This is a genomic window from Clostridioides sp. ZZV14-6345, from assembly GCF_020657775.1.
Lineage (GTDB): Bacteria > Bacillota > Clostridia > Peptostreptococcales > Peptostreptococcaceae > Clostridioides > Clostridioides difficile_D.
Map to the genome: position 1 here is coordinate 26,366 of NZ_JAGWCX010000002.1, position 24,325 is coordinate 50,690.

Sequence of the window (24,325 nt, forward strand, 5' to 3'; positions counted from 1 at the left end):
AAGTTAAATTATTATATTGAATAAGGCATTAGTGTCAAAAAAGTTCTGATATTCGCATGAAAATTTATATTGATACCTTATATTTAATATTATATCACAAATAGAAGGGAAATTTCCGAACGATTTTGTAAAAATAACAAAAAAGGTACATTTTATAAAAGTTATAATAAAAAAACTAGTATAGAATGTGAGTGTCATTTATATTGACACACATAAGTTTTTATATAAAAAAGTCTTGACACACTTTAACACACATTTAATGATAATTTTATAATACGCATGAAGACAGTACTTACATATATTGGCATGAAAGTTGCTTTATATATCTGACATATAAAAGATAAATATATTCAAATAAAAATTAGGGGTGGTTAATAATGAAGTCAGTTAGATTCTATGGTATAAGAGATACAAGAGTAGAGGATGTGGATGTACCAAAAATATTAGAAAAAGATGATGTAATAATTAAAGTAAAGGTAGCTGGAATATGTGGTTCTGATATATCAAAATATTCAAAGACGGGTCCACATATGATTGGAGAAATTCTAGGGCATGAATTCTCTGGAGAAGTAGCACAGGTTGGTACAGGAGTAAAGTGTTTTAAAATAGGAGATAGAGTTGCTGTTTGTCCAGCTATGCCATGTTTTGAATGTGATGAATGTAAAAAAGGATTCTATTCAAGATGTAATAATGTAGCGATAATAGGAAATAAAGAACTTGGAGGTTGTTTTGCAGAATATACAAAGGTAAAAGAGAGAAATTTAATAAAAATACCAGATGAAATAAGCTATGAAACAGCAGCTGCTCTGGAACCAGTGTGTATAGCAGGGCATGGTCTTTTTAGGTCACAAGCTAAAGTTGGAGATACTGTTGTAGTACTTGGTACAGGTCCAATAGGATTATTTTCAATACAATGGGCAAAGATATTTGGTTCTACAAAAATAATAGCTGTTGATGTATTTGATGAAAAGCTAGACTTGGCAAAAGAGTTGGGGGCAGATATTTGTATAAATGCAAAGGAAAAGAATCTTGTAGAAGAAATAAAAAGTTTAACTGATGGAGCTGGTGCAGATATTGTTATTGAATCGGCTGGTACTCCAATGACATGTGGTCAGGTATTGTTGCTAGCTAAAAAGGGAGGGACAGTATTGTATGCAGGTATACCATATGGAGATGTAGCTTTGACTAGAGAACAATTTGAAAAGATAGTAAGAAATGAGCTAACTGTAAAGGGCACTTGGTTTGGAAATTCCTTTCCATTTCCAGGAAAAGAATGGAGTACTGGATTGTATCATATGCAGAAGGGTGATATGAATGTTGAAAAATTAGTAACACATAGAATAAATTTAGAAGAAGTACCAGCTTATTTTGAAAAGGTATACAAAAGGGATATTTTCTTTGGTAAGATAATGATTAATATAGCTAATTAGATTAGAGTACCAAATAATAATCTATACAAAAAAGTTTAGTTAAGAAAGGTATGATTCATATGGCAGGAATAATTATAGCTGCACATGGAAATATGGCTAAAGCGATGTTAGAAAGTGCTGAATTAATAGTAGGCAAACAGGAAAATGTAGAAACTTTAGGATTAAACCATGGCGACAGCATAGATGAGTTTAGTAGAAGATTAGAAGAAGGAATTGAAAAATATAAAGGTGAAGGTGTTTTAATCTTGCTTGATTTTTATGGTGGAACTCCATTTAATACATCTGCTGTTGTAATAAATAAGTTTGCTAAGGAATGTGAGTTAGAATGTTTAACAGGTGTAAATTTACCTATGCTTTTAGAGTTATTTTTAAACAGAGATACTATGAAGTTAAAAGACTTAAAGAATTTATGTACACAAGTGGGAATGTCAGGGATTAAAGATGTGAAAACAGCTTTAAATATATAAAATAAATTAAAAATCTGGAGGAATTATTATGAGCAATATAGCATTAACAAGAATTGATGATAGATTAATACATGGTCAAGTTATTACTGCTTGGTGTAAGATTACATCAGCAAAAAGGATAGTAATAGTAGATGATTTAGTTGTAAAGGACCCATTTATAGTTCAAGTTTTACAAATGGCAGCACCATCAACTGTTAAGGTTGAGGTACATGATGTAGAATCAGGTGCTGAAGTACTAAAATCACATAATGGGGATGAAAATTTAATAGTATTGGTCAAATATCCTAAAACTGTTTTAGGTCTAGTAAATAATGGTGTAGATTTAAAGGAATTGAATGTTGGGGGTATGGGAGCTGGGCTTGGTAGAAAAAGTTTTTATAAAAACATATCTGTGTCAGATGAAGAAAAAGAAATATTTAAAGAATTAATATCAAAAGGTGTTAAATGCTTTATACAAATAGTGCCAGATGCAAAGAAAATTGATGTAGGAACGTTATTATAAAGACTATCTTGTAAATCTTTAAAATTAAATAAGGAGGAAGAACATGCAAATTTCACTAATTCAAGCAGTATTAATAGCAATTTTTTATTATCTTTCTTGGAGTCCATGGTTGACTTATGTTGGATTTTTTACATGGAATAGACCTTTATTAGCTGGATTTGTAACGGGAATTATATTAGGAGACCCTGTTCAAGGAGCAATTATAGGAGCAGGTATAAATATGATATATTTAGGTTTTATATCAGCAGGAGGAGCTCAGATGGGAGACCCAGCTTTTGCAGGATATGTAGGTACTGCTTTAGCTATAGCCTCTAAACTAGATGTAAGTACTGCAATGGCAATAGCTGTTCCATTAGGCACTGTTGCAACTGTACTTTGGATTGGGAAGATGACAGTAAATTCTTTTTTTGCACATTGGGCTGATAGAGAAGTTCAAAAAGGGAATGTTGATAGGGTAGCATTTATAAATATAGTACCACCACAGATACTGTTATTTGCAATGAGTTTTATACCAGCATTATTAGTTGTTTATTTTGGTCCAAATGCGATAGATGGTATGTTGGAAGTAATGAATGAGAATGTATTACATGTATTTAATGTAATTGGGGCTATGTTGCCAGCACTTGGAATTGCTATGAATTTAAAGTTGATTGGAAACAAATTCACTATGCCTTTTTTCATATTAGGAATATTAATGGCTGTTTATTTTAAAGTAGATATAATAGTAATATCTGTTATTGGAGTAATACTTGCTCTTACAATTACTTCAATCAAATATGGAAAAGATAGTGCTACATCTTAAATACATGTGAGGGGGAATTTATTATGTCAGATATAAAAAATGAAGTGATTAAGAAAACGTTAAGCAAGAAAGATGTAATAAAATCATGGCTGAGATGGTTTTTCTTTGCACAATCTAACTACAATTATGAAAGATTACAATCAACAGCTTTTTCGCATTCAATGTTACCAGTACTTAAAAAATTATATCCAGATAAGGAAGAATTAAAGCAAGAAGTGGAGACTCATCTAGCCTTTTTTAATACAGAGCCTATATGTGGATGTGTTATACATGGAATAACAATAGCAATGGAAGAAGAAAAAGCTAATGGAGCGGATAAGATAAGTGGGGATGGAATGAATGCTATCAAAACAGGCTTGATGGGTCCACTAGCAGGAATTGGTGATACATTAACTCAAGGGGTTATAACACCTATAGTATTAGCTGTTTGTATTGGTTTAACTGAAGGAGGAGCGTCAATCGCAGGACCTATATTATTTGTAATAGCTCAATATATAATAATGACTTCAATTTCTTTTGGAATGTGGACAAATGGATATAAATATGGGAAAAAAGCTGTTGAGAGTATACTTCAAGGTGGAATAGTAAATAAGGTTATAGAAGGGGCTTCTATACTAGGGACTTTAGTTATGGGAGGACTGGTAGGTAGATTTATCAATTTATCTACACCAATAAGTTATACTAGTGGGGATTTTAAATTTAGTCTTCAAACGGATTTACTTGATAAGATATTTCCAGGATTAATTCCTTTGGTACTTACTTTATTAGTACTCTTTGCTTTAAAAAAAGGTATTTCTCCAATAAAAATAATGTTTATATTAATAGTTGTTGGGGCTATTACAGGTATTTTGGGATTATTTTAAATAAATATATATGTTGTTGTGCAAATTAGGATTCTAAATTGAATGATTGTATTTGTAGCGTGTAGTAAAATGTATAGTAAAAAGTCTCGTAATTAGGATATATTTAGGGTGAATTAAAATTATAATAAATTAAAATTTAATATTGTATAAGCTATATAGAGTATATAGTCTTTTAAAAAGTATCTCAGAAGGATTTTTAATCAGGATGAGGTACTTTTTCATTTGTATATAAAGTCTTAAGTAGTTTCAAAAATATATAAATTCATGTAATCAAAATATTATAATGTATAACCAAAATGTTATAATATGTAACCAATATATTATGAATAGTTGTAAACTTCCTGTAACATATCTTTTATATAATTGAAGCAATGGATATAATATGAAATATAATAAGAATTTTAGGGATGTGAATAGATGAACATATTAATTGCTGATGATGAGGTTAGTATGCTTAAGATACTTTGTGCATATTTTAAAAAGGAAAACTTCAATGTATTTACTGCAAAAAATGGGGAAGAAGCTTTAGATATTTTTTATGAAAATAAAATAGATTTAGCAGTATTGGATTGGATGATGCCAGTAATTGATGGAATAGAAGTATGCAAAGAAATAAAGGAAAGTAGTAATACAAAGGTACTTATGTTGACAGCAAAAAGTCAAAGTGAAGATGAAATAGAAGCCCTTAGTATAGGAGCAGATGAATATATAAAAAAACCATTTGACCCTAGAGTTTTAATAATAAGGGCTAAAAAACTAGTAAATTATAAAGACACAATTAATATCAAAGATTTAAAAATAGATTTTGAGTCAAATAAGGTTTTTAAAGGTGATAATGAGCTGTTATTGACTAAAAAAGAATTAGAATTAATGCGTTGTCTAATCGATAATAAAGGGATTGTTTTGTCTAGGGAAAAACTTTTAGATTTAGTATGGGGATTGGATTATGAGGGCGATTTTAGAACAGTAGATACTCATATAAGAAGGTTAAGGGTAAAAATAGGTGAGGATATAATAAAAACTTATAGAGGATTAGGGTATAGTCTGGAGGTTTTTAATGACTAAACTGAATAAAAAATTGTCCATAAGTATATCGATAGTAGTTGTAGTTGTTTATGTAATGTCTATAACTATAAATAGTATGTTTATTCATAGATATTATTTGCATGAGAAAAGAAATGTATTGAATAATATTGCAGATGAAATTAAACATAAAGATATAAATAAATTAAAAACAGATATTGGTTTAACTGAGGAAAAAAACAATACAGCTATTGTATATGTAGAATTAGATAAAAATTACAAAGATAAAGGTAATATAGATAAAATAAATCAAGATTTATTAAGTGAATTTTGGAAGAAAGGCCTAAATTTAAATAAGTTTTGGATTGAAGAAAATAGCTTAAAAAATATTGACAATAAAAGTATAAATAAAATATACAATCAAGGTAAAACGAAATATAGTTTACTTGTAAAGTTTATGAAGAAAGATAATTACTTGTTTGCTATATCTATACCTATAGAACATTCTGAAGAAACTATTGGTATCGTAAATAGGTTTAATATAATTATGGGAGTCTTTTCAGTAGTCATAATGACTATACTTATATTTATATTGTCAAATAGAATCATAAGACCTATGGAAAAGTTAAAGCTTTTATCTAAAGATATCTCTGAATTAAATTTTAGGACTGAAGATATAAAAACGAATGATGAAATAGAGGAGTTAGCTTATAGCATAAATATAATGAGTGTAAAGCTTGAAAAAGCACATAATGAATTGAATAAGAGAAATGAGAATCTAAAATCTTTTATATCAGATGCATCTCATGAAATGAAAACTCCAATAGCACTTATAAAAGCATATGCTATAGGTATGAAAGATGGTTTAGATGATGGGACTTATACAGATACGATAATTGAGCAGGCAGAAAATATGACCAATACAATAAATGCCCTTTTATATTGGGCGAAGTATGAGAAGAGGGAGAGAAATCTATGTAAAGTGGATTTAAAGGAAAGGTTGTATAAAAGCTTAAAAAACTATGAGTTGTTGATAGATAGAAGTGGTATAAGTGTTAAGTGTAGTATAGATGATAAAGAACTTATAATAAATTCTGATGAAGATAGTATAGATATGGTATTTAATAATTTGATTAGTAATGCAATTAAGTATACTAGTAATAATGAAATAGAGATTAATCTTTTTGAAGAGAATGAGAGAATTATGTTATCAATAAAAAACGGTATAGATTATGATATGGAGGATGATATAGAGAATATATGGAAGCCTTTTTATGTTTTAGAGAAGTCGAGAAGTAAAGAGCTTTCTGGTACTGGTCTTGGTCTTACTATAGTTAGAGCTATACTTGAAGAAAATAATTTTAGATACAGGGTTGAAATTTGTGATGGAATGATAGAGTTTTATATTATCTTTATAAAAGTAATTTGAATTAAAATGTAAATATAAAGAATAATTAAAAAAATATCTCAATTATTTGTTTTCATATGGATAAAATTGGTTATTTAACATATAATTACAAGTATAAATAATAAAATTTATTTATAAAAAGAGTAGCACTTTTTCTAAAGGCTACTTTTTTTATAAAAAACCTTCTTTTTTACTACAATTCATTAACATAAAAATCAAACTTACTTTAAAATCTAAATTTACAAATTTTTCAATTAATAAGAAAATTTCCTTATTCCTTTATAACGACTACAATATAAAAAAATAATAAAATAATTATAAATTAATTATGAAATCATTATAGTTAAAAAAACTCTTTAAAATTAGATATTAAGTATCCATTAGAATTAGAACGGGAACAAAGTTAAAAAATTAAGTAATATCAAATGGACAAGGGGGAAGAAAATACAATGAAAATACCAAAGAAGATTGCTGCAATACTTACAGTGACAATGATAGCTGGAAGCTCAACAGCAGGCATAGCTAGTGCACAAACTGTAGCAACAAATTTAACAGGACAAGAAAGATATGAAACTGCTGTTAAAATAAGTCAAGATGGATGGAAAAATGCTGATGAGGTAGTAATAGTAAACGACTCATCTATAGCAGATGCTCTATCTGCAACACCATTTGCAAAGGCAAAAAATGCTCCAATACTTTCAATAGCTAAAGATAAATTAAATGATAAGACGAAAGCAGAAATACAAAGATTAAAAGCTAAAAAAGTATACTTAATAGGTGGAACTTCTGTATTAAGTACAAATATAGAAAAAGAAATAAAAGATTTAAAAATATCTTTTGAAAGAATCTCTGGAGCTAAAAGATACCAAACATCCTTAGAATTAGCAAAGAAATTAGGTGTTATAAGTGATGTTAAGAAAATAGCTGTAGTTAATGGTGAAAAAGGGCTTGCATATGCAGTAAGTGTAGGAGCACCAGCTGCACAAAACAACATGCCAGTAATACTTGCTGATTCTAAAAATGGAACAGCAGTTGCAGACAAATTTATAAAAGAGGCTGGAATAACTCAATCTTATGTAGTGGGTGGAGATAGTTCAGTTTCTGAAGCTGTTAAAAATAAACTACCAAATAGTACAAGATTGGGTGGAACAGATAGAAATGATACAAATGCAAAAGTAGTAAAAGAATTCTATAAGAAAACAGATTTAAAAAATGCTTATGTAACTAAAGATGGTATGAATAAACAAGACCAACTTATAGATGCATTAGCAGTAGGTGTATTAGGTGCAAAAAATCAATCACCAGTAGTTTTAGTTGGAAAAAATCTATCAGCTTCACAAAAATCTCTAGTTAATTCTAAGAGTTTTGATAAGATAACTAAAGTTGGTGGAAATGGTAATGAGACAGCATTTAATGAAATAAAGTCATTACAAGAAGTAAGAACAGTTGAAGCTAAAACAATTTCTGAGTTAAAATCAGCTGTAGATAAAGCTACTGCTAATGATGTTATAAACTTTAAGCCAACTAGTGAGGTTAAAGAAGCATTTACAATACAAACTGATAAAGCAGTAACAGTAAACTTAAATGGTACATATACAAAGACTGTAACTATCAATATGCCTAATGGGGATGTAAATAACTATGCAAAAGTGGATGATGTAGTTATAGATGATGTAAAAGATGGAACTTTTGTTAACTATGGAAAAATAACTAACTTAAAAGTTAATGATAAAAATGGAGCTAAGATAGAGAATAATTCTAAAGGTGAGATTGGTAGTTTAACAGTAGCATCTGGAGCAAGTCAAGTAAAAAATAATGAAGCAGCAAAAATAACAAGTGTTCCTACACCAGAAAAAGATGCTACTAAACTAACTATGCCAACAGTATCAAATGGATATAAAATAGTGATAAAAACATCAAGTGATGAAGGAGTTATAAAGAAAGATGGAACAATAGTGCCACCAGATGCAGAAACAAAAGTAACATTAGTATTTACAGTAACACAAGAATCAAGTGGTAAAACAGCAGATACAATAGGAATAGAAGTAACAGTACCAGCTAAAACAGCAACAACAGTATCATCTTTAATTAGGTAGAATAGCAGTAAATATTTTTAATTTTAATAAATAGAATTAATTTGTAAAAGGGACTGTGATTAAGTTTGCATAAAAGTAAACTTACCTACAGCCCTTTTGGTATATTAAATCAGTAAGCTTAGAATAATATTTATATAAAAAACTCACATAAAGCTTCACATAAATATTTCCAGACTAGACTAAGTTAATAGTATCATTTATAATGGTTTTTATAATTATTGGTACATATCCAGTAGAAAAATTATAATATTTGTAGAATATATTACAAATAAATCAAAAATTTCACATAATTTTCATATTAATTATCAATTAAATTCACACACAAGAGTTATCATATAAACATAGAAGATAGTAAAACTAGCTTAAAAACATAATATAATACCCTATACAAAATAGTGGCAACTCTCCCTCACATACTCAATTGTTGCCACTATTTTAATTTTTTGTATAAAACAAAAAACTCCACCATAAAGTGGAGTCTTCTATAAATCTCATCTAACCTTTAAACACTAAGCTTTAAAACAAATAGAATTTTTAACCTCAAGCTTTCTATTTATCTTAGCAACCTTAATCTTAATCTTATCCTTCAAAGGAATACATCCTATATTACTTTCACTTTTCACATTAACACTTCCAACAAACTTACCAGAATCATTATAATACTTTGCAACACCAACAATATCTCCCTTGTGAATAGGATAATTCATATTTTTAAACACTATCTTAGGATTGATATTCTCGTTATCTGAAACAATGCCATACAAATCTTTATCAACCTTAACCGTTATTTTAAAATCATCAATACCATCAACACAAGGAGTCTCTATAATATCACCCTTATTAGCTATCTTTTTAGAATGAAAATTATCTTTACCATACTTCAATAAACTAGCAGAAGAAGAAATTCTATTCTTATTATTACCATCACCAAGTACAACACCTATCAATCTATGTTTTCTTTCATTTTTAGCATCTTTAGGTACCATCATAGAAAATGCAAGACAATATCCAGCATTATCTGTATAACCTGTCTTTATTCCATCAACGCCAGGTACTGAAACAAGTAGAGGGTTTGTGTTATAATGTGTAAAATCTTTCTTAGTATCATTATATACTTGCATAGTAGTTATTCTAGTAACTTGATTTTCATAATGGTCATACATATACTTTCCAAGTGTAACTATATCATGAGCTGTTGATATATTCTCAATAGGAGGTTCTTTATGTTCTGGGTCAGTATATATAGGAAGACCATTTGGGTTAAAATAATACGTATCAAGCATTCCTATTTCTTCAGCTTTTTTATTCATCATCTTTACAAAACTCTTTTCAGTTTTACCAATATGTTTAGCTATAGCAATAGCAGCATCATTTCCAGATACTAACATAAGACCTTGCATAAGTTCTCCTAGAGATATTTCATCACCATCTTTAAGTTTACAAGTAGAACCTCCTACTGAAGCTGTAGACTTGTCTATTTTTACCATATCAGTCTCTTTTACTTTATTTTTATCAACTGCTTCTATTGCCAATAAAAAGGTCATCATTTTACTTAAACTTGCTAGAGGCATTTTTTCATCGCTGTTTTTTTCAAATAATATTCTTTTAGTTTCCTGGTCTATAAGCAGTGCTGCTCTTGAAGAGTTTGGTACTGGTGGAGTATCTGCAAATGCAAATCCAGGAGTTATAAATATAAAAATTAATGCAAGTATTGTTAACTGTTTTATTTTTCCTTTCAAAATCTCATCCTCCATTTCATATATTAATTAACAGGCACAAAATAGGTGCTGTAAGTTTTATTTATTTAGATATTCATTAATCATATCTATTATATAGGCAATTTCTTCATCTGGTATCGAAATATTAAAATAAGCCTCTGTTGACTTGAAGGCCTCACGTATTAAATTATAAAGTTCATAATTTTTACTAATTAACGCAGTAATGTTATTATATGGAAAAGTTGTATTTTTAAAACATCTTTCTATCATAAAAGAGCAATGTAGTATATAACCTAGTTTAAATTTGCTTTTTAAGTCTTCATCTATTAATTCTATTATTGAAAATAAGGATGAATTGACATAGTTGAATAATTTAACAGAGTCCAAAAGTTCTAAGTTTTGAGACATAAAGTTTATTATTAAGCTATTATATGATAGATTTGTTTCTTTTATATTGGTAATACTATTGGCATTAAATATACCTTCTATTATTTTGTTTAACATATCTAAACCATATCCATTTAGTAGTTCTTCTATGTGTATAAATGGGGTATTAGCTACATTAAAATCTACACTGCCAACAACTGCCAAAATTTTAGTATTACTAAATTTATTTCTATACATTTTAAAACTCTCTATATTATGAGGAACTAAATTAATACTATATTTATTGATACTTTTAAGTGAAGAATTTATAAAATCTGCTATCTTCATAGCTGAACCATAACCTGTTATACAAGTCGTTATTATAGCATACTCTCTTGACTTTTCAGGATAATTTATTTCTGTTGAATCAATTGCTGCACGTCCAATATATGGATTTAAAGAACTTAAAGAATTAGCTAATTCATCCAAAGTCATTTCTGGTAGTGTACTTTTTCTTACTGCTTCTAAAACTATTGGAGTAGACACCATTTCAATTGAACGAGTTTTAATTTTTGTTTTCTCCGAAATAAGTTCTCCAAAAGCTATAAGAGAGCCCATATCTGTTAAAAGAAGTACACCCTTACCTTCGTCACATTCTTTTACCAATTCTATAGCTTTATCAAGTATAGTACTTACCTTTACATCAAGAGGCATGTCAATTGCATTACAGTGGTTTGTACCAAGCAATGAATTTGCTACATCACACATACTGCTTGCTGTTGAATTTCCATGAGCAAGTATTATGACCCCTATACTTTCAGATTGATTATTTTGTTCAAGATATGTGCTATTTAAGAACATAGATATAAATTTTACCTCATCTTTAGGTAAAGATGTTTGTAAGTCATTTTCAATTATACTTAAAACTATTTTAGCTATATTTAAATCTTTCTCTAAGAAAATTTTGTCATTATATAAATTGTACTTAGGATTATATGTGTCTTGATTTATATTTTCTATAAGTGCACTTATATGCATTGAAAGAGCAATATAAGTCTGTTTTGTATATTTGTTTCTCGATATTTTTTCAGCCTCTTTTAAAGAATGTTCAACAGCATAGTAAATCTTTGGATTGATTACCTTAAAAATTTCATTACTTGTATAATCAGAATTAGTTACTGAAGATATTGAAAGTAATTTTGTAGAGTACTTTTCCATGTAATTTATAAACATACTCCTTATATCATTTTCCAGATAAGGAATCTCTGTAGAATATTTAAACCCATTGTTTTGTACATCTATATTGTATTTAGATAGTTCCTTTGTATATTCAACCTCTAAGTTGTTACCATTAAATTCATAAAAAAGCATATAATCAAGTTCTGATAATTTATTTAGATTACCACGATTTTCATTCAATTTTAAAAGACCAGTATAGATGTAATCAGGAACAAGAGACAAATCTATTTCTATATTATCTTTGAGCCCAGTCTTGTAATTTAAAAAGGCTCTTGCACTCATAAGTTGTATGTCAGATTTAAGTTGACCTATGTTACCAAAACAATCATAAAGGAGTAATGATTTAATTACATCTTTGTGAACTCTTATCGTTGCATTGGTGTATTTTGACTCTATAATAAAGAAGTATTTAATAAGAGATAATCTTTCTTTTAAGGACCTATCCTGTAAAGCAGGTAGGTTAATTGTAACAGGTATTCTTCTTAAAAAAGTCCCAAGTAGGGAAGAATGTATATCTTCTGTTGTGGCACACACAATAAAAACAGTAGCTTTGTGTACAATATCGGATTCTCCTAATCGTCTGTATATGCCTTTGTCCATCAAAAGAAAAAGCATCTCTTGACCTTCTGGTGGTAATCTGTGTATTTCATCTAAGAATAATATACCTCCATCAGCCTGTGTAACTATCCCGAATTTATCTTTATTAGCACCAGTAAAAGAACCTTTAACATAACCAAATAAATTACTTAATAGTAGACTAGCATTTTCTGCATATTCAGCACAGTTAAATACTACGAATTTACTTTTAGAGGAAAAGACTCCACTTTCTACAGCATATTTATACATTGTTTCGGCAAATGTACTTTTTCCAACACCAGTAGGTCCTATGAGTAATGTATTAAGACCTTTTGGAGGGTAGAGTATAGCAGATTTAGCTTTTTCTATAGCTAGCTTAAGACTAGAATCATGTCCAAGTAATGTCGAAAAAATATCTTCTGAGGCATTTTTTCTTGATTTAAATAGTTCATTACAATTGCTTATAGAAAATTCAGAGCTGTTTAAAGTACGACCAATTAAATTTTCAATAACACCAGCATGTAAAAATAAAATGGGTTTGCCAGGTATTTTTATAACTTTTTTCTCATTGTATAGGTTATTTAATTCTTTACTGGTATTACTTCTATCAAGAGATGAATGGTTAGCAATTTCTATAGTAGTGAATCCTGCTTTCTCTGATTGAAGGTCTTTTAAAGTTATATTTTCACATAATTTATGTAGTGATAATAGAACTTTATCTTTTCTTAACATATGCTGTCTCCTTTCTTTATATTTAAGTTATATTAAATATATTATAATATATCTTCAGTATTAAAATAAGGTTTATAGTGGATATTTTACTTTTTAATATGTTGTTTTGTGTAATGTATGGTGTTAAAATAAGAGTTACATTATATTAGACATAGATTTTTATGAATTTAAGTAAGGTATTATGTTGTTATACAAAGAAATATAAGTTTTTTAATATGTTTCAATATATGTAGTATCATTTATTAATGTATAATTGATATATATTAAGAGAAATAAAAGTGAATAATAAAGTTGTGTACAGCTTAAATATATACTTTTACACACATTTATAATTATCTTCTATATTGTAAAATAATATTTTGTGTTGTAAAGATTTAGGTATTAAGTTGCTGTAAAGATTAGAAATCAAAAAACGAGAAATATAGATAATTTTATTAGAATAAAATGCTGTACAATTTAAAAGGTTATATAAATGGTTGAAAGTGTTTGTAAAGTATTAATTCAGCCATTTTATGGTGTAAATAACTTTAAAGTTTGGTTTTGACAAGCATAAAAAACAAGTTTTTTCATAAAATGTAAATATTGGATATTGTTTATTTAAAATAGTTTAAATAAACAATATCTTGTAATAAAATATGAATAACACTATAAAAGAATGGGAGATATGTTTTGTGGATATAGATAGAATTTTAAACTTTTCCTCAAACGCAGGTAAAGCCATGTTGCAAAGTGGAGGAGAAACTTATAGAGTTGAAGAAACGATAACTAGAATATGTCAATCTTTTGGAATAAACCATGTAGACGTATTTGCGACTCCGACAGCTGTAATGGCATCTGTGTTTGTAGATGGGAAATTACATTCAGCAATTAAAAGAATAAGCTCAAGGAGAGTAGACCTAAACTTGGTTCATGAGGTTAATTCATTATCAAGAGCAATAAGTATAAACAATCTAGATATTGAATTATGTGAGAAAATTTTAGATGAGATAAGTGAAGATAACTATTACTCAGATTTAATAACAATATTTTTTGCAGGTATTGCAGCAGCGACTTTTTCGATATTATTTGGAGGAAATATAGAAGAGTTTATAGCTACATTTACTGTGGGAATTCTGACTAAGTTTGTTACTATGTACTTAAGTAAATCCTCCCTCAATGATTTCTTTGTAAATGCAATAGGAGCAGTTATTATAGCTTTTTGTTCAATTGTAATTTTGAAGCTCGGATTTATAAAGACACTAGACCATCTAATAGCAGGAGCAATAATGCTCTTAGTTCCTGGGCTCGCTTTGACTAATGCACTAAGAGATTTATTAGATGGACAATTAATTTCTGGTCTTGCAAAATTAGCAGAAGTATTTTTTATAGGTGTGTCTATAGCAGTAGGAATGTTCTTGGTACTTGGATTGTACTTCAAATTAGGGGGGATATAAATGCATTTGTTTATAGAAGTAATAGCAGCTTTTTTTACAGCCTTAAGCTTTGGAGTGCTATTTAATATGAAAGGAAAGAATTTGATACTGTCAGGTATAGGTGGTAGTATAGCTTGGTTTTCATATAAATTTTGCTTAAATATAGGAGTAACAGAAAATCTATGTTTTTTTATAGCTACAGTTTGTTTTGCAATATATTGTGAGTTATGTGCCAGAATTTATATGACTCCAGCGACTACATTAAGTGTTTGTTGTTTGATAATATTAGTACCTGGTTATGGAATATATAATACTATGTACTCTGTATTAACTAATAATTATATCAAAGCAGTAGAGTATGGTGTGAGTACATTATCATGTGCAAGTTCAATCGCATTAGGATTGGTATTTATAACTACTGTATTTAGAAAAGTCAACTTATATGGAGTGATTACAAAAATAAAAGAAAATGAAAAATATAAAAAGAATATAAATAAAATTAAATCGCAAAAATAGAAAAAATTGACTTTTAGATAAAAGGATGATAATATAATAACATAAAATAGAATAAGAGTATCCAAATTAAAGGAGATATTCTTATTCTATAAACGTAATTTTTTTTATTTCAAAAAACTGACAACTTGCATTACGAGTGTAAGTTTTAGTGTTCAGTTTGCACCAAAAAATTTGTACCAATGTTAGGAACCTTAATTTAAAATTAAAAGGGGGAAGATTTCAAAATGGAAAAGCTGTCGGATAAGAGAAGAGTCAAGGCAGTAAGTATGGAAACCTTCGTATTTATTGTACTATTGGCAGTAGGATTTGGATATGTAGGAAGCATCATGGGTGCAGGAATGATGTTTAAAGTAATAATGAGTACAGCGCATGCGCTTTTATTAGACACAGTATTTTTAATAATGGCGATGGCAGTTCTTGCAGGTGCACTTAGTGCATTGCTTTCAGAATTTGGAGTAATATCTTTAGTTAATAAGATATTTAAGGGTCTTATGAGACCTATATGGGGCTTACCTGGTGCTAGTATAGCAGGAGTAGTTGCAACATATTTATCTGATAATCCAGCTATTATACCATTTGCTAAAGACAAAACATTTACACAATATTTTAAGAAGTATCAAGTACCTGCTCTATGTAATTTAGGAACAGCCTTTGGTATGGGACTTATTGTAACAACTTTTATGATAGCTCAAGGTAAAGAATATGTACTACCAGCTATAATAGGTAATGTTGGGGCAATAATAGGTAGTATTATTAGTGTTAGAATTATGTTGACTTTTACTAAAAAGTATTATAATTATGACCCTAAAAATGATACTGAAAAGCAAGTAAATGATAAAGGTGCAAAGATTGAAGAGTTTAGAGAAATAAGAGATGGTAATGTATTCCAAAGAGCATTGGATGCTATACTTGAAGGTGGTAAGTTAGGTGTTGAAATGGGTATGGCTATAATACCAGGAGTTTTAGTAGTTTGTACATTAGTTATGTTATTAACTTTTGGGCCATCTACAGACCCTGCTACAGGTCAAGCTGTTTACACAGGAGCTGCATATGAAGGTATAAAATTATTACCTGCTATTGGTGATAAAATTAGCTTTATAATAGAGCCATTATTTGGATTTACATCACCAGAAGCAATAGCATTCCCTGTAACTGCATTAGGTGCTGTTGGAGCAGCAATATCTTTAGTACCAGAATTTATAAAATCAGGTGCTATAACTCCTAATGATATAGCAGTATTTACAGCAATGGGTATGTGTTGGAGTGGATACCTAAGTACACACATAGGGATGATGGATGCTTTAGAGGCAAGACCATTAGCTGGTAAAGCTATACTTTCACATACAATAGGTGGTTTATGTGCAGGTATATGTTCCCACTTTATATTTATGCTTGTTGGATAGAAATATTCTATAAATCAAATATTAAGATATTATAATTTATAAAATTGAATAAAACTAATGATTTAAGTATGTAAAAATTAAATTAGTAATTTAAATATATAGAGGTGCTGTTTTGAAATAGAGATTTATTTTCATTTTAAGACAGCACCTTTTAGTAATTTAAGTACATTAATTAAATGTATTGATTGAATTTATTATGATAAAATTGTATTATATACAATAGAGCCAATTTAAACAGTAACAATAAGGAGGAATTGTAGTAAATGAAAAAGGAACGACTACAACATGAAGACTTAAAAGAGTACGATTATGACGAAGATGACTATCTCAGTAGAAGAGTAATTATTAAGGACTTCATAAAAACTATATTGGTTATGATGGTTGCTACTGGAATATCAGTAGTTTTTGAAAAAGTAGGTTTTAATGAATCTAATATTATACTAGTATACATATTAGGTGTACTATTTGCTACAAGCATAACATATGGGTATTTTTTTGGAATACTTTCTTCAGTAATAGGAGTGCTATCATTTAACTTTTTCTTTACACACCCATTATATACTTTTTTAGCTTATAGAAAAGATTATCCTATGACTTTTTGTATTATGCTTATGGCAGCGATTATAACAAGTACCCTAACTTCTAGGATAAAAAGAGAAGTAAGACTTTCTCATAAAAGAGAAAAGATGATAAGACTACTTTATGAGAATAACAAAACATTACTTAAAGCAAAAAATAAAAATCAAATTATTGAATTTTGTGGGTCTAATTTAGTGAATATATTAAATAGAACTGTTATAGTTACCATTGCAGATGGTAATAATAATCTAGGTAAGCCAAGTATTTATATTTGTAATAATGATGGAAGTGAGAATATATTCCATTCAGTATTAGAAAAGGAAGCTATAAAAGAAGCTTTTAGGACAGGTAATCCAGTTGGAATTGGGACAAAATATTGTAAAAATAGCAGTGCATATTACTTTCCTATAAAAGGGCAAGAATCAAATGTTCTTGGTGTTATAGGTATTGCATGTTTTAAAATAGATATTATTACAGAAAATGAAAAGATACTATTAGAAGCAGTTTCGACACAGGTTGCGTTGGCAATTGACAGAGAAAATTTATTTGAAAAGAATAAAAAAGCAAATCTCGAGGCAGAGAGGGAACGTTTAAGAGGAAACTTGCTTAGATCAATTTCTCATGACTTAAGAACTCCACTTACAAGTATATTGGGGTCATCTTCAACTATGCTTGAAAATGATGATGTAATAGATAAAGAAACTAGAGTAGAATTATTGAAAAATATATATGAAGATACGAGTTGGTTAACTCATTCTGTTGAGAATATACTTAGTATGACCAGAATAGATGAAGGAAAATTGGATATTGAAAAACGACCAGAGGTTGTTGATGAAATAATAGCTGAATCCATATTAAGAGTCAAAAAATTTGCCAATAGCAGAGATATACAAACTAATATTCCAGATGAGATAATAATAGTTCATGTAGATGTATTATTAATAGAGCAAGTTTTAGTAAACTTAATTGATAATGCTATAAGGCATACACCTAAGAATTCTAATATAGAATTAACTGTAAGAAAAGAATCAAAGCAAGTACTATTTGAAGTTTCAGATAATGGAAAAGGAATACCAAATGAAGATATCAATAATATATTTAATAGATTTTATACTAAGAATAAGTCTAGAAATCTTGAAAGAAGAGGTATTGGTCTTGGATTAGAGATATGTAAATCTATAGTAGAAGCTCATGGTGGAGAAATTGTCGCCTTTAATAATCCTTCTGGAGGAGCTACATTTAGATTTAGTATACCTATATATGAGGAGGAGGCGAAAGACGAGTGGAAATAAAGCCATTAGTTCTAATTGTAGAAGATGATAAACCAATTTGTAAATTTATAAAAGTATCTCTTGAAACTCAGAATTATAGGTGTGTAGAGACGGATAATGGAGGAACAGCCATATCGCTTATACATTCTCTTGACCCAGATTTAATAATTTTGGATTTAGGACTACCAGATATTGATGGAATTGAGGTAATAGGACGAGTTAGAGCTTGTGCTAAAACTAATAAAATAATTGTTGTTTCAGCAAGGGAACTTGAGAGGGATAAAGTTGAAGCTTTAGATGGAGGAGCAGATGATTATTTGACTAAACCTTTTAGTGTAACAGAGCTTTTAGCTAGGGTACGTGTAGCCCTTAGAAATAAAGTTCAACAAGACAATATGAACAATGATGTTCCAAAGTCTTTTGAAGTTAAAAATCTAAAGGTAGATTATGAAAATCATATTGTGTCAATTAATAATGAAGAAATACATTTAACTCCAATTGAATATAAGATTATTGAATTGATGTCTAAGTATTCAGGAAGAGTCTTAACTCATAAATTCATAATAGATAAAGTTTGGGGAAATTACTATGAAAGTGAAAACCAGTCATTTAGAGTTTTTATGGCAAGCATAAGAAGAAAAATTGAAAAGAATCCTGCTCAACCAGAATATATTTTAACAGAGGTTGGAGTAGGTTATCGTATGGCAGATGAATAGTTACTAAATGAAGATGAATAGTAAGCATATAGAAATTATTTATTGTATGAGAAAATATAAGTACTTTAAATCAAATAGAAATAGTTATGTATATTTTATAATGAAGGGGGTGTCTCAAAGTGAACTTTTTAGTTCATGAGGCACTCTCTTTTGTATGAAATAAAATATATTTTTATTATTTCAACAATGAAAAAGAGGCTTATCTCTATTTTGAGACACCCTCATCTTGAATTCACATAGCTATTTTTCTAAAAGAACGCTAAGCATTTAATTATGGGACTCCATGATTTCTATATCACCAATGATATATTTTCAGTAAATTTTCTTGTTTAAACTTATATAATTATTGTTAAATATATCATTTATGTGTATAATCTCAATTTAATATCTTTTTTTTGATATAAAAAAATTGCCCTTTTTTATCTTTTTATGTTAACCTTTATGCTATTATATAATATATCAAAAGAATAATCTGAATAATTTATTATGACTGGAGAGATTTTAAAAGCTTTAAAAATTCAATCTGGATAAAAGGAGATATACATAAATGGATGTGATAAATTTAATAGATGAGTTGGATGAAATTGTATATGTTTCTTCTTTGGATACATATGAGCTTTTATATATTAATAAAATTGGGAAAAAGGTAATGGGGATTAATGATATCTCACATAGAAAATGTTATGAAGTATTACAAGAGAAAGATTCTCCTTGTGAATTTTGTACAAATTCTATTTTAAAAGAAGATGAATATTACATATGGGAAAATACAAATACTCGAACAAATAGACACTTTATATTAAAGGACAAGCTAATTAAATGGGAAGGCAAACCTGCACGATTAGAAATAGCTCTTGATATTACAGAAAAGGAAAATATAAGTAAATCAATAGCAGAAAAATTAGAAATAAAAGAGTTATTAGTTGGATGTATTAAACATCTTATAACAGAATCTAATTTTTCTGATGCTGTAAATCTTGTATTAAGCAATATTGGTAAATTTCACAAAGCTGATAGAGCATATGTTTTTGAAGTATCAGAAGATAGAAAAAAAGTAACTAATACATATGAATGGTGTAATGAAGGTGTTGGTGAACAAAAACAGTCACTAAGAAATCTTGATATTGAAGAGTTGAAAAATTGGTTTTTGTTATTCCAGCAAAAGGGCTTTATAATACTTGACAACATAGAAAATATAAAGGAAACACAGCCAATGGAATATGAAATTTTAAAGCCTCAAAAAATTAAAAGTTTAATGGCTTCTTCATTAAAACAAGATGATAAAATAATTGGATTTATTGGAGTAGACAATCCACATAAGGCTATTGGAGACACTTCTCTTTTGACATCACTATCTTATTTTTTGTTAACTGAGATGAAAAAAAGAAAAGTAGAAAATAAATTGAATTATATGAGCTACTATGACTTCTTAACTGGTGCATATAATAGAAATAAATATATTAAGTATATAGAAAGTTTTCACAAAGATAAAGTTAAATCTATGGGAGTTGTATTCATAGATATAAATGGATTAAAAGACATTAATGATAACTTTGGGCATGCTAATGGGGATTCTGCCATTATGTCAGTCTGTGTAATAATAAAAAAATACTTTAATTCTCACAATGTTTACCGTATTGGAGGAGATGAATTTGTTGTATTATGTGAAGATATCTCAAAACAATTGTTTGAAGAATTAGTAATTTGGTTAAGTGAAGAATTTAAAGAAAATATGGTGTATAGTGTGTCAATAGGAGGTATTTGGAGTGAAGATAATATTGACATAAATAAATTGATTAAAATTGCTGATGAAAGAATGTACCAAGATAAGAAAAGATATTATAATAAGAATAAACTTAGAGATAGTAAAATAGAGGTAATTAGCGATTTAACCGATTCAACGAATAATGTTTTATTTAAACATAGAGATTTAAATAACGAGGTGTATTTTGAATCTTTAATGATAGAGGGGTATTCTAAGGCTTATGAAAAACTAGCTTATAATACATATGATATAATTTTGTCTATTTGTATAGATAAAAATTTAATTACCCCAATTTATCAATCAGAGAACAATATTTTTAATTTTCCTATAAAGGAGAATTCTGAGAAAACTTTCTCATACATCAAGAAACATTTGATTCATCCTGATGATAGAATATTATTTGATAGTAACACCCATCTAAAATCTATTGATAGTTTTAATAATAGTAAACAAGACGATTTAGAACTAAATTTTGAGTATAGGCGTTTAGGAACAGATAAAAGGTACTATTGGGCATTAATTTATATGCTGAAGATGAGTAGTAAGAATAAGTTAGGTGAAAAACAGACACATATTTTAGTTGCTATTAAAAATATAGACCATCTTATGCAAATACATAAAAATCAAAAGGATATATTGACGGGGTTATATAATTATGAAGGTTTTTGCGAACAAACAAGTCTGTTACTAAAAAAGTACCCTGACAAACGCTATGTTATTATAATGATGGATATAGATAAGTTCAAGGTAATTAATGATATTTATGGCATTAGAGGAGGAAATAAAACTTTAATATATATTGCAGAATTGATTCAAAAAAACACTGGTGCTAATAGTATATGTTGTCGTATGTATGCAGATGTATTTTGTATCTTCTATGAGAGTTACTCTGATAGAGATGTTCATAGAGTAATTTATAAGATTACAAATAGCTTAAATAGGAAACAATTTGAATATATGTTAGTACCATGTTTTGGGATTTATAAGATTTTAGATAATCATATCTCAATTACAAATGCGTGTGAAATGGCCGGGTATGCCCATAAAAAAGTAAAGAAACAGAGTATGAATCATTATATGTTTTACGATGAAACTATAAGAAATGATGCACTTGAAGAAAAACAGATGGAAAGAGAAATGGAATCTGCGCTTGAAGATGGGCAATTTCATGTATATTTACAACCTAAGTATAATCTTAAGACAAATAAAATTGTTGGGGCAGAGGCACTAGTTAGATGGATTCATCCAGAAAAAGGTATAATACCTCCTATTAAATTTATTTCACTATTTGAAAAGAATGGGTTTATTATTAAATTAGATATGTATGTATGGGAACAAGTGTGTTCTTTAATTAAAAAATGGATACATTTAGGTGAAGAGCCAGTTCCTATTTCTGTAAATGTATCGAGATTACATTTGTATAATCCACACTTTAAAGATATTGTTTTGAATTTAATAAATAAATATAGTATACCAAAATCATTTTTAGAATTAGAGCTTACAGAGAGTTTATTTATTAAAAATATAAAGCTATTTGCTAAAGTAATAGCTGACCTTAGAATGGATGGCATTATTTTAAATATGGACGACTTTGGTTCGGCATATTCTTCATTGAACATGTTAAAAAATATTAATATTGATACATTAAAGATAGATTGTGGTTTCTTTAATGAAGAAGGAATCACAGAAAGAGAAAAAATAGTTTTAAAGCATACTATATCTATGGCAAAAGATTTAGATATGGATGTAGTTGCAGAAGGTGTAGAGACAAAAGAGCAAGCTGAATTTTTAGTTAGTTTGGATTGTGTAGTAATTCAAGGTTATTACTATTGTAAGCCTATTCCAAGTGATGATTTTGAGAAATTACTTTATCAGTTAAATAAAAGTAGAAAATAATGAGGATATAATTTTTAGAAAGTATAATATTTATGGATTAGGAGCGAAGTTTATGATAGTGGGTATTATAGGTCCTTCAGACTCTGGGTTGAAGATAAAGGATGATTTAAAACAGATAGACAGTGATTTAAAAACTAAAATATATGTAAGAGAAAAAGTTGTAGATACAATAGAAGTTATTTCTAAATGTGAAGATGAATGTGATGCTATTATATTTACAGGATGTGCGGTTTATGAGTTTATAAAATCTAAATATGAGATAAGTAAGCCACATTCATTTGTGCCAAGAAGTGGGACAAGCATAATGAAGGCATTTTGGGCAATAGAAAGTGCAAATATAAAGATAGATAAATTTAGTATAGATGTAGTTGATAGATATGTTGTGGAAGATGCACTTAAAGAATTTGATATTAAGGCAACAAGTGTATTTTGTAATCCATTTTCTTTGGAAGTAGGGGAGTCTGAACTTGTAGAATGGCATATAAAATTATTTGAAGAAAAGAAGAACGATATAATGTTAACTGGCTTTGGTGCAGTATATAATGAATTAAAAGAAAGAGGTTATCCTGTATTTCGTTTACAAGCTACAATACAATTAATCAAAGAAAGTTATGAGAAAGTAAAGAGTGAATATGCTCTAAGTAAGGCAAGATTTTCTCAAATTGCTGTTGAAATATTGAGTCTAATAGATTATAAAGAGAAGATAGATAACTATTATTCTGACATGATAAAAAAATCAGATATGGATAAGCTTGTAGTAAACTATGTGAGGAGTATTCAAGGTTCCTTATTTTTACTTGGAAGAAATGATTATGTTGTATTTGTTCATAAAGGGGTAGCTGACAATGAGTATAATTATGATAAGTTATTTAATTTAAAGAGAGAGATAAAAGATATGGGCTTTTCTCTTAGTATAGGAATTGGTACAGGAGTAACTGCGTATCAAGCTGAGAATAATGCACATAAAGCATTAAGACACTCCATAGATTCAAAAGAAATTGGTATATATTTAGTAGATGAAGATGAAAACATAAGAGGACCTTTAGCTTCAGAAAACGAATTAAATTATTCTTTAATGTTATCTGATGAAAAGGTAATAGAAATATCTAAAAAGACTGGAATGAGTTGTGAATCAGTTGCAAAAATTATTGCTATAAGTGAAAATAGAAAAAGCAAAATTTATGATTCAAAAGAATTAGCAGAATATTTAAACGTAAGTGAAAGAAGTGCAAGACGTATATTAAATAAAATAGTGAGTGCAGGTCTGGGCAGAATATGTGCAAAAGAAACTAGTATTGGTGGAGGAAGACCAAAAAATATTACTGAAATACTGTTTTAAGAGATTTCATGAAAATGTATAAATTACTATACTATAAATTACTGCAATAATTTACTATATAAAATACTAAAATTTATTATACAGAATGCTACAATAAGTTATTATATAAAATTACTAAAGTTTATTATACAAAATACTAAAACCTATGTAAAACAACTTTTAAGATATAACTTATAAAGTTGAAGATACATAGGTTTTTATTTTTA

General features: G+C 28.4%; 16 protein-coding genes and 1 pseudogene. 15 read left to right on the forward strand and 2 right to left on the reverse strand.

Translation table 11 applies throughout. The features are described 5' to 3' along the window. Nucleotides 1–377 precede the first annotated feature (377 nt). The 8 genes and pseudogenes from KGF39_RS00700 to KGF39_RS00735 form a co-directional block, all read left to right on the forward strand. A complete protein-coding gene (locus tag KGF39_RS00700) occupies nucleotides 378–1,430 on the forward strand; it encodes a galactitol-1-phosphate 5-dehydrogenase (protein WP_227820803.1) in 1,053 nt (350 codons plus the stop codon). A gap of 50 nt (nucleotides 1,431–1,480) precedes the next feature. Further along, on the forward strand, nucleotides 1,481–1,897 hold the full coding sequence (locus KGF39_RS00705) for a PTS sugar transporter subunit IIA (RefSeq protein ID WP_054272446.1): 417 nt from the start codon (nucleotides 1,481–1,483) through the stop codon (nucleotides 1,895–1,897). 28 nt (nucleotides 1,898–1,925) lie between these two features. Beyond that, nucleotides 1,926–2,399 carry a PTS sugar transporter subunit IIB gene (locus KGF39_RS00710; RefSeq protein WP_227820804.1) on the forward strand — a complete coding sequence of 158 codons (474 nt, stop codon included), beginning with the start codon at nucleotides 1,926–1,928 and terminating at the stop codon, nucleotides 2,397–2,399. Nucleotides 2,400–2,442: 43 nt separating this feature from the next. Further along, entirely contained in the window at nucleotides 2,443–3,201 is a 759-nt protein-coding gene (locus tag KGF39_RS00715; RefSeq protein WP_054272448.1) for a PTS mannose/fructose/sorbose/N-acetylgalactosamine transporter subunit IIC, read from the forward strand. A gap of 23 nt (nucleotides 3,202–3,224) precedes the next feature. Next, a complete protein-coding gene (locus KGF39_RS00720) occupies nucleotides 3,225–4,064 on the forward strand; it encodes a PTS system mannose/fructose/sorbose family transporter subunit IID (protein ID WP_227820805.1) in 840 nt (279 codons plus the stop codon). A 417-nt stretch (nucleotides 4,065–4,481) separates the two neighbouring features. Then, a complete protein-coding gene (locus tag KGF39_RS00725) occupies nucleotides 4,482–5,129 on the forward strand; it encodes a response regulator transcription factor (RefSeq protein ID WP_227820806.1) in 648 nt (215 codons plus the stop codon). Then, a complete protein-coding gene (locus KGF39_RS00730; RefSeq protein ID WP_227820807.1) occupies nucleotides 5,122–6,516 on the forward strand; it encodes a sensor histidine kinase in 1,395 nt (464 codons plus the stop codon). The genes KGF39_RS00725 and KGF39_RS00730 overlap by 8 nt, the downstream gene beginning before the upstream one ends. Nucleotides 6,517–6,944: 428 nt before the next feature. Further along, nucleotides 6,945–8,387: pseudogene (locus KGF39_RS00735) on the forward strand (cell wall-binding repeat-containing protein); the annotation flags it as partial. A 713-nt stretch (nucleotides 8,388–9,100) separates the two neighbouring features. Here KGF39_RS00735 and KGF39_RS00740 read toward each other — a convergent pair. Both KGF39_RS00740 and KGF39_RS00745 read right to left on the reverse strand, forming a co-directional pair. Beyond that, nucleotides 9,101–10,345 carry a D-alanyl-D-alanine carboxypeptidase family protein gene (locus KGF39_RS00740; RefSeq protein ID WP_227820808.1) on the reverse strand — a complete coding sequence of 415 codons (1,245 nt, stop codon included), beginning with the start codon at nucleotides 10,343–10,345 and terminating at the stop codon, nucleotides 9,101–9,103. A 42-nt stretch (nucleotides 10,346–10,387) separates the two neighbouring features. Further along, nucleotides 10,388–13,222 (reverse strand): sigma-54-dependent transcriptional regulator, encoded by a 2,835-nt coding sequence (locus KGF39_RS00745; protein WP_227820809.1) that lies wholly within the window; start codon nucleotides 13,220–13,222, stop codon nucleotides 10,388–10,390. A gap of 671 nt (nucleotides 13,223–13,893) precedes the next feature. On the opposite strand from KGF39_RS00745, the gene KGF39_RS00750 reads away from it, so the two are divergent. From KGF39_RS00750 to KGF39_RS00780, 7 genes are all read left to right on the forward strand, one after another. Then, nucleotides 13,894–14,655 (forward strand): threonine/serine exporter family protein, encoded by a 762-nt coding sequence (locus KGF39_RS00750; RefSeq protein WP_227820810.1) that lies wholly within the window; start codon nucleotides 13,894–13,896, stop codon nucleotides 14,653–14,655. Continuing rightward, nucleotides 14,656–15,150: a threonine/serine exporter family protein gene (locus KGF39_RS00755; protein WP_227820811.1), complete on the forward strand. Its 495-nt coding sequence runs from the start codon at nucleotides 14,656–14,658 to the stop codon at nucleotides 15,148–15,150. It abuts the gene before it with no gap. 224 nt (nucleotides 15,151–15,374) lie between these two features. Continuing rightward, the gene (locus KGF39_RS00760; protein ID WP_227820812.1) at nucleotides 15,375–16,553 is read left to right on the forward strand and encodes a hypothetical protein; all 1,179 of its coding nucleotides are present in this window, start codon (nucleotides 15,375–15,377) and stop codon (nucleotides 16,551–16,553) included. Between the two features lie 263 nt (nucleotides 16,554–16,816). Further along, nucleotides 16,817–18,424 carry an ATP-binding protein gene (locus KGF39_RS00765; protein WP_054272465.1) on the forward strand — a complete coding sequence of 536 codons (1,608 nt, stop codon included), beginning with the start codon at nucleotides 16,817–16,819 and terminating at the stop codon, nucleotides 18,422–18,424. Continuing rightward, complete coding sequence (locus KGF39_RS00770) at nucleotides 18,415–19,119, forward strand: response regulator transcription factor (protein WP_227820813.1); 705 nt, start codon at nucleotides 18,415–18,417, stop codon at nucleotides 19,117–19,119. Before KGF39_RS00765 ends, KGF39_RS00770 begins: the two co-directional genes overlap by 10 nt. A gap of 547 nt (nucleotides 19,120–19,666) precedes the next feature. Beyond that, entirely contained in the window at nucleotides 19,667–22,780 is a 3,114-nt protein-coding gene (locus KGF39_RS00775; RefSeq protein WP_227820814.1) for a bifunctional diguanylate cyclase/phosphodiesterase, read from the forward strand. Between the two features lie 52 nt (nucleotides 22,781–22,832). Next, a complete protein-coding gene (locus KGF39_RS00780; protein ID WP_227820815.1) occupies nucleotides 22,833–24,119 on the forward strand; it encodes a transcriptional regulator in 1,287 nt (428 codons plus the stop codon). The last annotated feature ends 206 nt before the right edge of the window (nucleotides 24,120–24,325 follow it).